General features: G+C 70.9%; 12 protein-coding genes and 2 pseudogenes. 7 read left to right on the forward strand and 7 right to left on the reverse strand.

The window, feature by feature from the left end:
• The 6 genes and pseudogenes from C667_RS04065 to thiS all read right to left on the reverse strand — a co-directional run.
• Positions 1 to 305 (reverse strand): annotated as a pseudogene (locus tag C667_RS04065) (cobyrinic acid a,c-diamide synthase); the annotation flags it as partial.
• Positions 306 to 651: 346 nt separating this feature from the next.
• Complete coding sequence (locus C667_RS04070; RefSeq protein ID WP_004357525.1) at positions 652 to 1,284, reverse strand: YbhB/YbcL family Raf kinase inhibitor-like protein; 633 nt, start codon at positions 1,282 to 1,284, stop codon at positions 652 to 654.
• A 44-nt stretch (positions 1,285 to 1,328) separates the two neighbouring features.
• Positions 1,329 to 3,170, reverse strand: a complete 1,842-nt coding sequence (sppA, locus tag C667_RS04075; RefSeq protein WP_004357526.1) for a signal peptide peptidase SppA — start codon at positions 3,168 to 3,170, stop codon at positions 1,329 to 1,331.
• 26 nt (positions 3,171 to 3,196) lie between these two features.
• The gene (gene trmB, locus C667_RS04080) at positions 3,197 to 4,006 is read right to left on the reverse strand and encodes a tRNA (guanosine(46)-N7)-methyltransferase TrmB (RefSeq protein ID WP_004357528.1); all 810 of its coding nucleotides are present in this window, start codon (positions 4,004 to 4,006) and stop codon (positions 3,197 to 3,199) included.
• The gene (locus C667_RS04085) at positions 4,003 to 4,788 is read right to left on the reverse strand and encodes a thiazole synthase (RefSeq protein ID WP_004357530.1); all 786 of its coding nucleotides are present in this window, start codon (positions 4,786 to 4,788) and stop codon (positions 4,003 to 4,005) included. The genes trmB and C667_RS04085 overlap by 4 nt, the downstream gene beginning before the upstream one ends.
• Before the next feature lie 201 nt (positions 4,789 to 4,989).
• Positions 4,990 to 5,193 carry a sulfur carrier protein ThiS gene (gene thiS, locus C667_RS04090; protein WP_004357532.1) on the reverse strand — a complete coding sequence of 68 codons (204 nt, stop codon included), beginning with the start codon at positions 5,191 to 5,193 and terminating at the stop codon, positions 4,990 to 4,992.
• 196 nt (positions 5,194 to 5,389) lie between these two features.
• Between thiS and metX the strand changes: the two genes are divergently transcribed.
• From metX to C667_RS04105, 3 genes are all read left to right on the forward strand, one after another.
• Positions 5,390 to 6,517: a homoserine O-succinyltransferase MetX gene (gene metX / locus C667_RS04095; RefSeq protein WP_004357535.1), complete on the forward strand. Its 1,128-nt coding sequence runs from the start codon at positions 5,390 to 5,392 to the stop codon at positions 6,515 to 6,517.
• 1 nt (position 6,518) lies between these two features.
• On the forward strand, positions 6,519 to 7,109 hold the full coding sequence (gene metW / locus C667_RS04100; RefSeq protein WP_004357537.1) for a methionine biosynthesis protein MetW: 591 nt from the start codon (positions 6,519 to 6,521) through the stop codon (positions 7,107 to 7,109).
• A gap of 72 nt (positions 7,110 to 7,181) precedes the next feature.
• Positions 7,182 to 8,879, forward strand: a complete 1,698-nt coding sequence (locus C667_RS04105) for a hypothetical protein (RefSeq protein ID WP_004357539.1) — start codon at positions 7,182 to 7,184, stop codon at positions 8,877 to 8,879.
• A gap of 13 nt (positions 8,880 to 8,892) precedes the next feature.
• Here C667_RS04105 and C667_RS04110 read toward each other — a convergent pair whose 3' ends face one another.
• On the reverse strand, positions 8,893 to 9,210 hold the full coding sequence (locus C667_RS04110) for a hypothetical protein (protein ID WP_004357541.1): 318 nt from the start codon (positions 9,208 to 9,210) through the stop codon (positions 8,893 to 8,895).
• A gap of 154 nt (positions 9,211 to 9,364) precedes the next feature.
• Between C667_RS04110 and C667_RS04115 the strand changes: the two genes are divergently transcribed.
• The 4 genes and pseudogenes from C667_RS04115 to C667_RS04130 all read left to right on the forward strand — a co-directional run bounded on the left by C667_RS04115 (position 9,365) and on the right by C667_RS04130 (position 12,702).
• Positions 9,365 to 10,894 (forward strand): AmpG family muropeptide MFS transporter, encoded by a 1,530-nt coding sequence (locus C667_RS04115; RefSeq protein ID WP_039920761.1) that lies wholly within the window; start codon positions 9,365 to 9,367, stop codon positions 10,892 to 10,894.
• Positions 10,894 to 11,657, forward strand: a pseudogene (locus C667_RS04120) (AzlC family ABC transporter permease). Before C667_RS04115 ends, C667_RS04120 begins: the two are co-directional and overlap by 1 nt.
• On the forward strand, positions 11,654 to 11,983 hold the full coding sequence (locus tag C667_RS04125; RefSeq protein ID WP_004357548.1) for an AzlD domain-containing protein: 330 nt from the start codon (positions 11,654 to 11,656) through the stop codon (positions 11,981 to 11,983). The pseudogene C667_RS04120 and the gene C667_RS04125 overlap by 4 nt, the downstream one beginning before the upstream one ends.
• Entirely contained in the window at positions 11,980 to 12,702 is a 723-nt protein-coding gene (locus C667_RS04130) for a uracil-DNA glycosylase family protein (RefSeq protein ID WP_004357550.1), read from the forward strand. Before C667_RS04125 ends, C667_RS04130 begins: the two co-directional genes overlap by 4 nt.
• The last annotated feature ends 34 nt before the right edge of the window (positions 12,703 to 12,736 follow it).

Consider the following 12,736-nt stretch of genomic DNA (forward strand, 5'->3'; position numbering starts at 1 on the left):
GCGCGTTCCTTGCTGGCGCGGCCTTCGCGCCAGCGCCGCCAGCGCCGCTCCAGGAAGAGCGCGGCCGGGGCCGCGGCGAGGCCGGCGAGCCAGCCGCCCAGGCTGGCGCCGAAGCCGCCCCACAACGAGGTCAGCAGCAGCAGCGTCGCGACCGAGGGCATGGCCACCGCGTAGCGCAGGATGACCTGCCAGCGCGAGGCGAGCTCCTCCGGCACCACCAGGCGCGGGTCGTACATCCCGGCCATGAACCAGGGCACGAAGGAGACCAGCAGGCCGAAGGCGATCCCTTGGAGAAATTCGAACATCGAGGCCTCAAGTTGCGTTGCGGGGCGGGAGCGGGCGGGCCAGCGAACCGCTCAGGCTCGAACGCTGCATTCGCGCCTGCCGGCGCTCCTACACAAACCGCCGCGGCTTCGGCCCATGTAGGAGCTGCGGCAGCCGCGAATGTAGGAGCTGCGGCAGCCACGAATGTAAGAGCGCCGACAGCCGCGAATGTAGGAGCGGCGGCAGCCGCGAATGGGCGGTCGGTCGCAGGATGGGTGTGCAGGTTTCGATCGCTGCATTCGCGGGCAAGCCCGCTCCCACCGGGACCGCATGCACCGCAGGCCCGCCGCGCCCATTCCCGTCCGCAGTCCCATGCCCGCGTACCGCTTACCTGGCGGCGAGCGCCGGGTTCAGCGAATAGGTGCCCGTGAGCTTCGCCTCGGCGAGCACGCGGCCGGCGATCGCCGCGCGCACGTCCGGACCGGTGAAGCGGCCCTCGACCGCGCAGCGCGCGACGTCGAGCGCGTACAGCGTGAACACGTAGTGGTGCAGGATCTCGTCGTTCCACGGCGGGCAGGGGCCGTCGTAGCCGTGATAGTCTCCCTTCATCGACTCGTCGCCGGCGAACCAGGCGGTGTAATCGTTCACGCCGTGGCGCGCGCCGAGCGCGGCCTCCGGACCCGGCTTGCCGCCCGGGGTGACCTCGGCGGAGAAATCCCCGGCGTCGATCGCGCGCAGCTCGGCGGGGAGGTCGACCACCACCCAGTGGAAGAAATCCACTCGCGGCAGGCTGGCGGGCACCGTGCGGCCTTCCTGGTTGACGTCGTCGCCCTTGCTCGGCACGTCGGGGTCGTGGCAGACGAGCACGAAGGACTTCGTGCCCGCGGGCACCTCGGTCCACGACAGCTGCGGGTTGCGGTTGCCGCCCAGGCAGACGTGGCCTTCTTCGGCCGGAATGCAGAAGGCGAATTCGCCCGGGATGCGGGCGCCGTCGGTGAAGCTCTGGCTGGTGAGTTTCAAGGCATCCTCCTTGCGGTGTGATGTGGGTATGCGAGCGCGCGCTTTCAAGGCGCGTCGCACAGGCAGTGCAGGTAGTGGTGGCGCGGATCGTTCCAGCGCAGCAGCTCGCGGGCGCTGCGCTCCAGGTCCGTGGCTACGGCGACGAGCGGGGCGGCGGAGGCACTGCGGCCGGCCAGGTCGATGCCGAAGTCCTCGCCCGCGCGCAGCAGCCGGCGCAGCATACGCTGCTCGAAGGACTCGCCCGCCGCCGGCCACACCACGTCGTGCCGGGCGAGGCCGGCGCGCGCGGCCGCGGCGGCGATCGCGTCCTCGAGGCTGCCGAGCTTGTCCACCAGCCCGAGCCCGCTCGCGGCCTCTCCGGTCCACACGCGGCCGCGGGCGACCGCGTCGACCTCCGCGACCGTCATCTTGCGCGCCTGCGCGACGACCTCGAGGAAGCGCCGGTAGCCGTGCTCGATGCCGAGCTGCATGGCCTCGGCCGCGGCGGGGTCGAGCGGACGCCGCGGATCGAGCGCGCCGGCGAGCGGCGCGGTGGCGACGCCATCGACGCCGATGCCGAGCCGGCGCAGCGGCTCGGAGAACTCGGGGAAGAGGCCGAAGATGCCGATCGAGCCGGTCACCGTGGAGGGCGCCGCCCAGATCTCGTCGGCACCGGTGGCGATCCAGTAGCCGCCCGAGGCCGCCACCGAGCTCATCGACGCGATCACCGGCTTGCCGGCCTCGCGGGTGAGCTGCAGCTCGCGCCGGATCAGCTCGGACGCCCAGGCGCTGCCGCCCGGGCTGTCGATGCGCAGCACCAGCGCCTTGATGTCCTCGTCCTCGCGCGCCTCGCGGATCAGGCGGGCGAAGGTGTCGCCGGCGACCACGCCGGCCGGCTCGGCGCCATCGACGATGGTGCCCTGGGCGACGATCACCGCCACGTTGCCGGCGGCATCCTTGGTATCGTCCGCCGCGAGCGCGAGATAGGCGTCGACCTCGATGGCGCGCACGTCCTTGCCCTCGTGGTCGGTCCCCACGGCCTCGACCAGGCGGGCGCGCCACTCGTCGCGGGTGCTGAAGCGGTCCACCAGGCCGGCGGTGAGCGCGGCTTTGGCGGCATCGCCCCCGGCGGCGGCGAGCGCGCCGCGGATGTCATTCACATGCGCATCGACCGCCGCGGGGGTGAGCTTGCGGCTGGCCGCGATGTCGTCGCGCATGAAGCGCCACAGCCCGTCGAGGAGGTCGCGGGTGGCCTCGCGGTCCTCGTCGGACATGTCGCTGCGGGTGAAGGGCTCGGAGAAGGACTTGTATTCGCCGACGCGGAACACGTGCACCTTGACGCCGAGCTTGTCGAGCGCGTCCTTGAAGTAGGAGCCGTAGCGCGCCAGGCCGCGCAGCAGCACGAAGCCGTCGGGCGAGAGGTGGAGCTCGTCGGCCACCGATGCGAGGTAGTACTGCGACTGGGTGAAGCGCTCGCCGCGCGCCAGGACCGGCTTGCCCGAGGCCTTGAAGTCGGCGATCGCGGCGCGCAGCTCGGCGAGCTTGGAGAAGCCGCCGCCGACGAGCTCGTCGGTCTCGATCACCAGCGCGGCGATGCGCGCGTCGTCGCGCGCCGTGCGCACCGCCTCCACCAGGTCGGCCAGGCGCATCTGTCCCGCCGGCGCCCCCCCGGCGCGCAACAGCGCCAGCGGCGGATCGAGCTCGGCCTGCTCGACGATGGTGCCCACCGGCCGCAGCACCAGCGCGGACCCGGCCGGCACCTCGGGCTCGGGGTGGAAGAAGAAGGACAGCAGCACGCCGAGGCCGAAGATCAGCAGGGCGTAGAAGACGCCGCGCACGACGAGGTCGAGCGCGCGCACGAACATGCGCAGCACGTTCAATAGGAAGCGGAACAGGCCCCGGATCATGCTGCAGTGTCCTCGTTACGGATGGTTCAGCCCGCGCGGCGGCGGAACACGAGGTCCCATACCCCGTGTCCCAGCTTCAGACCACGGTTTTCGAATTTCGTCAGCAGGCGATGCGCGGGACGCGGCGCGAAGCCGTCAGCGGTGTTCTGCAGCTGGGGCTCGGCGGAGATGATCTCGAGCATCCAGTGCGCGTAGTCCTCCCAGTCGGTGGCGCAGTGGAAGTAGCCGCCGGGGGCGAGCTTCTGCGCGACCAGCGCGACGAAGTCGGGCTGCACGATGCGGCGCTTGAAGTGGCGCTTCTTGCGCCAGGGGTCGGGGAAGAACAGATGCACACCGGCGAGCGCACCGTCGGCGATCATGTCGCGCATCACCTCGACGGCGTCATGCTGGACGATGCGCAGGTTGGAGAGATCGCCCTCGGCGATCAGCTTGCACAGCGCGCCTACGCCGGGGGTGTGCACCTCGATGCCGAGGAAGTCGTGGTCGGGCATCGCCGCGGCGATGCGCGCGGTGGTCTCGCCCATGCCGAAGCCGATCTCGAGGATCTTCGGCGCCTGGCGGCCGAATGCGGCGTCCAGATCGAGCGGCGCGGCGCGGTAGTCGATGCCGACCTTGGGCAGCATGTCGTCGAGGTAGCGCTGCTGCGCCTCGGACATGCGGCCCTGGCGCAGCACGAAGCTGCGGATGCTGCGGCTGGAGAAGCGGTGCTCGGGGCTGTCGCGGCCGATGATCTCGACGCCGGCCACGGGCTCGATGCCGGTGCGCGTCACGCTCTCCTGCACGGCCGCGTCGACCGCCGCGACGCCGCCTGCGGCGTCCTTGCCAATCTCGCTCATGAACCGATCAGCCCCTGGGTCGGCGAGCTCGGGTCGGCCGAGTAGAACTTGCGCGGCATGCGCCCGGCGAGGAAGGCCTCGCGCCCGGCCTCGACCGCCTTCCGCATCGCGCTCGCCATCAGCACCGGGCGGCCGGCGGCGGCGATCGCGGTGTTCATCAGCACGCCGTCGCAGCCCAGCTCCATCGCGATCGCGGCATCCGACGCCGTGCCCACGCCGGCATCGACCAGCACCGGCACCTTGGCGTTGTCGATGATCAGGCGCAGGTTCCACGGGTTGATGATGCCCATCCCGGAGCCGATCAGCGAGGCGAGCGGCATGATCGCGCAGCAGCCGATGTCCTCGAGCATCTTCGCCTGGATGGGGTCGTCGGCGCAGTAGACCATGACGTCGAAGCCGTCCTTGACCAGGGTCTCGGCGGCCTTGAGCGTCTCGGGCATGTTGGGGAACAGGTTCTTGGGGTCGCCGAGCACCTCGAGCTTGACCAGCGCGTGGCCGTCGAGCAGCTCGCGCGCCAGGCGCAGCGTGCGCACCGCGTCGTCGGCGGTGTAGCAGCCGGCGGTGTTCGGGAGGATGGTGAATTTCTCCGGCGGCAGCACGTCGAGCAGGTTGGGCTCGCCCGGGTTCTGGCCGATGTTGGTGCGGCGGATGGCGACGGTGACGATCGCGGCGCCGCTGGCGTCGATGGCTTCGCGCGTCTCGGCGAAGTCCTTGTACTTGCCGGTGCCGACGAGCAGTCGGGAGTGATAGGCCTTGCCGGCGATGACCAGGGGGTCGTTCATGTTGGGAGCCTGTGAGGGTTGATCTGAAAAGGAGGCCGCAGCTGCGGCGACCAGCCCCTGTAGGAGCGGCGGCCGCCGCGAAAGGGGCTTCGGCATCCGCGGGGAATTCGGCGTCCGCGCGATCGCGGTCGGTGGGCGCCTTGTTCGCGGCTGCCGCCGCTCCTACAGGGGCGCTACGGCGCGCCGCCGGGCGCCGTGCCGTCAGCCGCCACCGACGGCGACGACGATCTCGAGGCGGTCGCCGTCGGCGAGTTTGACTTCGGCGTGGCGGGCCTTGGGCACGATCTCGCCGTTGCGCTCGACCGCGAGGCGCTTGCCGACGAGGCCGCGCGCCTCGAGCAGGGCAAGCACCGAGAGATCGGGCTGCAGCGATTCGGGCTGGCCGTTGAGGATGACCTGGATCATGGCGTTCGGGGCTGTGCAGGAGCCGAAAATCTTATCATGCCGGCCGTTTGACTTTTCCCTTCCTGGGCGCTAACTTCCAGCCACCTAGCGCCGATTTGATCAACAGCTTGCGGGCGCTCAACAAATACGGCTAAAGCGAGGGCACCCAGTCCGCGTTTCTAGCCGGCTGGGTTTTTTGTTTTTCCAGATGACCAAAATGATCGCACCCCAATCGGTCGGCGTGGTCGTGCCGCAGCGGGCCGAGTTCACCACGCCGCTCGCGCTGCGCAGCGGCGGCACGCTGGACCACTACCACCTGGTCTATGAGACCTACGGCACGCTCAACGCCGATCGCAGCAACGCGGTGCTGGTATGCCACGCGCTGTCGGGTTCGCACCACGTCGCCGGCACCTACGCCGACGCGCCGCACAACGTGGGCTGGTGGGACAACCTCATCGGCCCGGGCAAGCCGCTCGATACGCGCAAGTTCTTCGTGATCGGGGTGAACAACCTCGGCGGCTGCTACGGCTCCTCCGGCCCCAACCAGATCAACCCCGCCACCGGCAAGCTGTGGGGCGCGGACTTCCCCTTCGTCACCGTGGAAGACTGGGTTGAATCCCAGGCGCGCCTGGCCGACCAGCTCGGCATCCGGCGCTTCGCCGCGGTGGTGGGCGGCTCGCTCGGCGGCATGCAGGCGATGTCGTGGGCGCTGCAATATCCCGAGCGCGTCGGCCACGTCGCGGTGATCGCCGCCGCGCCCAAGCTCACCGCGCAGAACATCGCCTTCAACGAGGTCGCCCGCCAGGCCATCCTCACCGACCCCGAGTTCCACGGCGGCCACTACTACGCGCACGGCGTGGTGCCGGCGCGCGGCCTCAAGCTGGCGCGCATGGTCGGGCACATCACCTACCTGTCCGACGACTCGATGGCGGAGAAATTCGGCCGCAGCCTGCGCCACGGCCGCAACACCTACAGCTACGACGTCGAGTTCGAGATCGAGTCCTACCTGCGCTACCAGGGCGACAAGTTCGCCGGCTACTTCGACGCCAACACCTACCTGCTGACCACCAAGGCGCTCGACTACTTCGACCCCGCCTTCGAGTACGGCGGCCACCTGCCCGCCGCGCTCGCCCGCGCCACCGCCGACTTCCTGGTGGTGTCCTTCACCACCGACTGGCGCTTCTCGCCAGAGCGTTCGCGCGAGATCGTCTACGCCCTGCTGCACAACCGCCGCAACGTCAGCTACGCCGAGATCGACTGCCCGGCCGGCCACGACTCCTTCCTGCTCGACGAGCCGCGCTACCACAAGCTTCTGTCGGCCTGGTTCGACCGCATCGAGGTGTGAGATGACTGCCTACCGCTACGACTATGAAGTGATCACGCAGTGGATCGAGCCCGGCGAGAAGGTGCTCGACCTCGGCTGCGGCGACGGCGAGCTGCTGCGCCACCTGATGGACGTGCGCCAGGTGCAGGGCTACGGCGTCGAGAACGACCCGGACAAGCTGCTCGGCAGCGTCAACAACGGCGTCAACGTGATCCAGATGGACCTCGAGAAGGGCCTTGTCGGCCTCGAGGACGGCTTCTTCGACCACGTCATCATGAGCCTGTCGCTGCAGGCCATGCACAACACCCAGGGCATCCTGCACGAGATGCTGCGCGTGGGCCGCGAGGCCGTGGTGAGCTTCCCCAACTTCGGCTACTGGCGCCACCGCCAGAGCATCCTCAACGGCCGCATGCCGGTGTCGGAGAGCCTGCCGCACCAGTGGTTCAACACCCCCAACGTGCGCTTCTTCACCATCGCCGACTTCGACGCGCTGTGCGAGCTGAACGGCATCGCGGTGCGCGAGCGCCTCGCCTTCGACGAGGGCAAGCTGATGCTGGACGAGCCGAACTTCCTCGCCAGCGTGGCGGTGTACAGGCTGGGACGCAACGGCTGAGGCGCGCTGGCGCGGGCCTCCTATACTGAACCGTGACCGCGCCGCGGTCCCGGGCACAGGAGACGCGCAGCGATGCAGGCGAACAGCGAGGCCGTCCTCGTCGCCACCGGCGCGCTGCCGGCGCTGATCCTGATCGCCGCCGCGCTGACCTTGCCGGTGTGCCTGGCGCTCCTCGCGCTGTACCGGCGGGCGGTGCTGCGCTCGATGGCGCTCGCCAGTCCGGCCGCGGGGAGTGCCAGCTCGCACCCGCAAGAAACCCCTTCCACTCCCGCGACTCCACCGACCGCCGCGCTGCGCCTGGAGCCACGCGAGGAGGGCGCGGCGGGCGCCCGTCCCGCACAGGCGAGGATGCGGCGATCGCTGCGCGCGGCGGGCCTCGTCCAGCTGCTCGCCGGTCTCGCCTATGCCCTCGTGCTCACCACCGCCTGGATGCAATTCGCGTGGCAGGACGGCGGCTTCGTGCTCACCCGCTTCCTGCTGGTGTTCGCCTGCCACGCCTGGCCGGCCGTGCTCGCCGTCGGGCTGGTGACGGCCGGCACGACGCGGCAGCGCCTGTCGCTGGGGCTGGCCTACGTGCTGCCCATGCTCGTCCTCGCCGCCTGGGCGCTGTCGCGCAACCCGGCGCTTTCGGCGTTCGACCTCGCGGGCCTCTGGGCGAGCACCAACCTGCCGCCGACCCTGCTGCTGCTCGCCTTCCTGCATCGGCGTATCCGCGCAGTGGGGCCGCTGGTGCTCGCCTTCATGCTGGTCGCGGTGATCGGCGCCGAGGCGGCGGTCCGTCTGGCGGGGCAGAGCGAGGCGACGATGCGCATGGCGGTCGGCGCCGGCGGCGCGCTCGGCCTGGACGGCACGCAGACCTTCTGGGCGCTGCTGCTCGTGGGGGCCGCCGTCGCCACGCTGCTTGGGCGGCTGGTGCTGAAGTGGCTGGGCAGGCGCCACGTCGCACGACGCAGCAGCGACCAGCTCCTGACCCTGGAGGCGATGTGGCTGCTGTTCGCGGTGGTGCAGTCGGTGGGCTTCGCCTTCGAGGGGCTGGCCTGGCTCGCGGCCGGCCCGCTCGCCTTCCTCGCCTGGAAGCTCACGACCTTGGCGGGCTTCCGGCTCACCGGGCTCGGGCTCGGGCTCGCGCAAGGACCGGCGCCGGGGCTGCTGCTGCTGCGCGTATTCGCGCTCGGCGCGCGCAGCGAGCGCCTCTTCGACGCCTTCGGCAAGCGCTGGCTGCGCATCGGCCACATCGACATGATCGCCGGCCCCGACCTCGCCACCACGGCGGTCGAGCCCCACGAGTTCCTGGACTTCGTCGGTGGACGGCTATCGCGCGCCTTCGTGCGCGACGAGGCCGACCTCGCAAGGCGCCATGCCGCGCGTGCGCTGGGCCCCGATCCGGACGGCCGCCACCGCGTCAACGAGTTCTTCTGCCACGACGACACCTGGCGTCCGACCATGCTGTGCCTGGCGCGCGCCGCGGATGCGGTGCTGATGGACCTGCGCGGCTTCTCGCCGCAGAACGAGGGCTGCCGCTACGAGCTGCAACAGCTGCTCGACCACGTGGCGCTGGAGCGCGTGGTGGTGCTGGTCGGGCGCGATACCGACCGCGGTTTTCTGGACAGCACGCTCGCCGCGCTGTGGCAGTCGAGCCGGGCGGATTCGCCCAACCGCGACAAGCCGGGGCCGCTGCTGCGCATGGTCGAGGAACGCGGGGACGACACCGCCGAGCGCCTGGTCGAAGCCTTGCTGGAAGCACCGCCGCGGAAAGCGGCGGTGCCTTGAACGGACGAAAGGATCAGCCGACCACGAAGGACGAGACGTCCACCCGCACCGCGGGACGGTCGAGCGCGACCGCGGTGTGGAGCGCGTACTTGCGCGCCCATTCGCCAGCCTGCTCGAAGCGGCCCTCGCCACCGTACTTGGCGACGTTGAGCACCATGTCGAGCACGAGCACCTTGCCCATCGGGTTGGACGGGGTGCACTCGAGATCCTCGAATTCCCTTGCGAGCCAGCTGCGGGCCTGCTCCTTGGTGGTCGAGGCGACATCGGCATCGCGCAGCGGGAACTCGTACTCGCGCTCGCCTCCGAAGACCACGGTCACGGTGTGGGACATGAAAAACGACCTCCACGAATCGGGGAATTTGGCTTTCCCGGCATTGTTGAGTCAGAACGAGCCGGACGCAAGCAAAGTATCGAATTGTGTAAACCGGGGGGCCGCGGATGATCTGCGATAATGCGCGGCCCTGCAACACCCCGGCCGTCCCTCCTTGTCCGCCCCTCCCTCCCCTGCCTTCGCGCGTGCCTGGCGACTGTCCGCCATCCTGGTGCTCGGCTTCGCCTCCGGCCTGCCGCTGGCGCTGACCGGCCAGGCCATGCAGGCCTGGCTGACGGTCGATGGCGTGGACCTCGCGACCATCGGCTTCTTCGGCCTGGTCGGCGTGCCCTACACCTTCAAGTTCCTGTGGGCACCACTGATGGACCGCTTCGAGCCGCCCTGGCTGGGCCGCCGGCGCGGCTGGCTGGCGCTCACCCAGCTCGCGCTGGCGGTGCTGCTGTGGTGGATGGCGAGCCTGTCGCCGACGGCCACGCCGGGCCTGTTCGCCGCCGCCGCGGTGGCGATCGCCTTCCTGTCGGCCTCGCAGGACGTGGTGGTCGACGCCTACCGCACCGACCTGCTGCCGGAGGCCGAGCGCGGGCTGGGCGCCTCGGTGCACGTGTTCGCCTACCGCCTGGCGATGATCCTGTCCGGCGGCATCGCGCTGATCTGGGCAGGGCAGTGGGCGTCGTGGCCGCGGGTGTACGAGACCATGGCGCTGATCATGGCGGCCTGCGCCGTGGTGTCGCTGCTGGCGCTGCCGCGCGTGTCGGCGGCGCTGAAGCCGCTCGATTCCGACCCCAGGCGCGAGCTGCTCGGCTTCGCCGCGATGCTGGCCGGGGTGGCCGCAGGCTACTGGATCGCCCGCCAGGCGCTGATCCTGATCGGCCTCGATCCGAACGACGCCAACCGCTGGATCCAGCTCCTGTTCGTGATGGCGGAGATCGCGCTGGCGCTGCCGCTGGCGGGCTGGGCGGCGCGGCGCGCCGGCTTCGAGACGCTCAACCGCTCGCTGTCGAGCTACTTCGCGCAGCAGGGCGCCGCCGCCTTCCTGGCGCTGATCATCCTGTACAAGCTCGGCGACGCCTTCGCCGGCAGCCTGACCACGCCCTTCCTGATCAAGGGCATGGGGTTCTCGCAGGAAGAGGTGGGCATCGCCAACAAGGTGATCGGCATCTGGCTGACCATCCTCGGCGCCTTCATCGGCGGGCTGATCATGACGCGGCTGGCGCTGTACCGCTCGCTGCTGCTGTTCGGCGTGCTGCAGCTGGTGTCCAACTTCGGCTTCTATCTGCTCGCCAGGCTCGGCAAGGGTGCGTGGGGCGCGGTGATGGTGCCGGCCTTCGACTGGGGCTTCGTGGCGCTCGATGCGCCGGCCGCGCTCGATCTGCTGCTGCTGACCGTGATCGCCGGCGAGAACATCACCGGCGGCATGGGCACGGTGGCCTTCGTCGCGCTGCTGATGGGGCTGTGCAACCAGCGCTTCACCGCCACCCACTACGCCTTGCTGTCGGCCTTCGCCGCGGTGGGGCGGATCTATGTGAGCCCGCTGTCGGGCGTGCTGTCGCAGAGCATCGGCTGGCCAGCCTTCTTCCTGTTCTCGATCGTCGTCGCCGTGCCGGGCGTGGTGATGGTGTGGTGGCTGCGCGACGCGCTGGCGCGCCTCGGCCGGCCGCAGACCGACGGCGCGGTGGACGACTGATGGCGCCCACCGGCACGAGCGCACGCCGCGAGTTCCTCGCCGGCTGCCGCGACGAGGCGCCGCTGCTGCTCGGCGTGGCGCCCTTCGGCATGATCTACGGCATCGCCGCGCTCGCCGCCGGGGTGCCGGCCTGGCTCGCGCAGCTGGCCTCGGCCATCGTCTTCGCCGGCGCCGCACAGCTCGTCATCGTGCAGTGCTGGCCGCGGGCGCGGGCTTCATCCCCATCGCGCTCACCTCCGGCCTGCTCAACCTGCGCCACGTGCTGTACAGCGCCTCGATGGCGGAGTACGTGCGCCACCTGCCGCGGCGCTGGCGCCTGCTGCTGGCCTACGTGCTCACCGACGAGGCCTACGCGGTGGCGGTGCTGCGCTACCAGCAGCGCCATGCGGGCGAGGCGGACCAGGCTGAACACACTGACTCCGGCACGCCGGCCGCGGACGCCACGGCCGACCTGCGTCACTGGTACTTCCTCGGCGCCGGCTTCACGCTGTGGGCGGGCTGGCAGCTGTCGACCGCCGCCGGGCTGCTGTTCGGCGCCACCATCCCGCCGGAGTGGGAACTCGACTTCGCCGTGCCGCTGACCTTCATCGCCCTGCTCACCCTGCTGCTGCGCGAGCGCGCCGGCCAGGCCGCGGCGCTCGTCGCCGGCCTCGGCGCGCTCGCCTTCGCCGCCCTGCCCTACAAGCTCGGCCTGGTGGCGGCGATCGTGCTCGGGCTGGCCGCCGGCGCGTGGACGGTACGCCGGCTGGAGCAGGCGCGATGAGCACGACGACCCTGCTCCTGCTGCTGGTGCTGGTCGGCGTGCTGACCTACCTGTACCGCTACGCGATGATCGGCCTCTTCGCCAGCCGCAGCCTGCCCGGCTGGCTGCATGCCCTGTGCCGCCACATCGCGCCGGCGAGCTTCGCCGCGCTGACCGCGAGCGCGCTCTTCGTCGCCGGCGGCGAGGTCGTGTTCGCCTTCGACACCCCGCGCCCCTGGGCGGCGCTGGTCGCGGTGCTGGTGGCCTGGCGCACGCGCAACGTGCTCGCCACCATCGGCGCCGGCATGGCCGCCCTCTACCTGCTCAAGCTGCTCTTCCCGACATGACCGCCCGCATCCTGATCGACGCCGCCCGCGAACTGTCCGCGGCGGTGGACGCGCTACCCTTCGCGCCCCCGGTGACCCACGTCTACAACCCGCTCGACTACGCCTGGGAGGTGCACCGGCGCTACCTCGAGCGCTATGGCGACGGCCGCCGCCGCGTGGTCTTCGTGGGCATGAACCCCGGCCCCTTCGGCATGGCGCAGATCGGCGTGCCCTTCGGCGAGATCGCCAGCGCACGCGACTGGCTGGGGCTGGAGGGTCCGGTCGGGCAGCCGCGCGTCGTCAATCCGAAGCGGCCGGTGGAAGGCTTCGCCTGCGCGCGCTCCGAGGTGAGCGGCCAGCGCCTGTGGGGCCTGTTCCGCGCCCGCTACGGCGCACCCGAGGCCTTCTTCGCCGAGCACTTCGTCGCCAACTACTGCCCGCTGGTGTTCTTCGAGGGCGGGCGCAACCTCACCCCCGACAAGCTGCCGATGGCCGAGCAGCGCCCGCTGCTGGCCGCCTGCGACGCGCACCTGCGCGCCCTGGTCGGGGCGCTGCAGCCCGAGTGGGTGATCGGCATCGGCAACTGGGCGGAGAAGCGCGCCAGCGAGGCGCTCGCCGGGATGCCCGGGCTGAAGTTCGGCCGCGTGCTGCACCCCAGCCCCGCCAGCCCCGCCGCCAACCGCGGCTGGGCCGAGGCAGCCTCGGCACAGCTCGTCGCCCTCGGGATCTGGCCGGCCTAGGCACCGCTGGGCGGCGAGGGACCGCACGCCGCAC

Source organism: Thauera phenylacetica B4P, from assembly GCF_000310225.1.
In the GTDB taxonomy this organism is placed as follows: Bacteria; Pseudomonadota; Gammaproteobacteria; order Burkholderiales; family Rhodocyclaceae; genus Thauera; species Thauera phenylacetica.

Coding starts and splice junctions, on each gene's coding strand:
- sppA (WP_004357526.1), bottom strand. CDS start 3,170: ATGATCCGGGGCCTGTTCCGCTTCCTATTGAACGTGCTGCGCATGTTC.
- trmB (WP_004357528.1), bottom strand. CDS start 4,006: ATGAGCGAGATTGGCAAGGACGCCGCAGGCGGCGTCGCGGCGGTCGAC.
- C667_RS04085 (WP_004357530.1), bottom strand. CDS start 4,788: ATGAACGACCCCCTGGTCATCGCCGGCAAGGCCTATCACTCCCGACTG.
- thiS (WP_004357532.1), bottom strand. CDS start 5,193: ATGATCCAGGTCATCCTCAACGGCCAGCCCGAATCGCTGCAGCCCGAT.
- metX (WP_004357535.1), top strand. CDS start 5,390: ATGATCGCACCCCAATCGGTCGGCGTGGTCGTGCCGCAGCGGGCCGAG.
- metW (WP_004357537.1), top strand. CDS start 6,519: ATGACTGCCTACCGCTACGACTATGAAGTGATCACGCAGTGGATCGAG.
- C667_RS04105 (WP_004357539.1), top strand. CDS start 7,182: ATGCAGGCGAACAGCGAGGCCGTCCTCGTCGCCACCGGCGCGCTGCCG.
- C667_RS04110 (WP_004357541.1), bottom strand. CDS start 9,210: ATGTCCCACACCGTGACCGTGGTCTTCGGAGGCGAGCGCGAGTACGAG.
- C667_RS04125 (WP_004357548.1), top strand. CDS start 11,654: ATGAGCACGACGACCCTGCTCCTGCTGCTGGTGCTGGTCGGCGTGCTG.
- C667_RS04130 (WP_004357550.1), top strand. CDS start 11,980: ATGACCGCCCGCATCCTGATCGACGCCGCCCGCGAACTGTCCGCGGCG.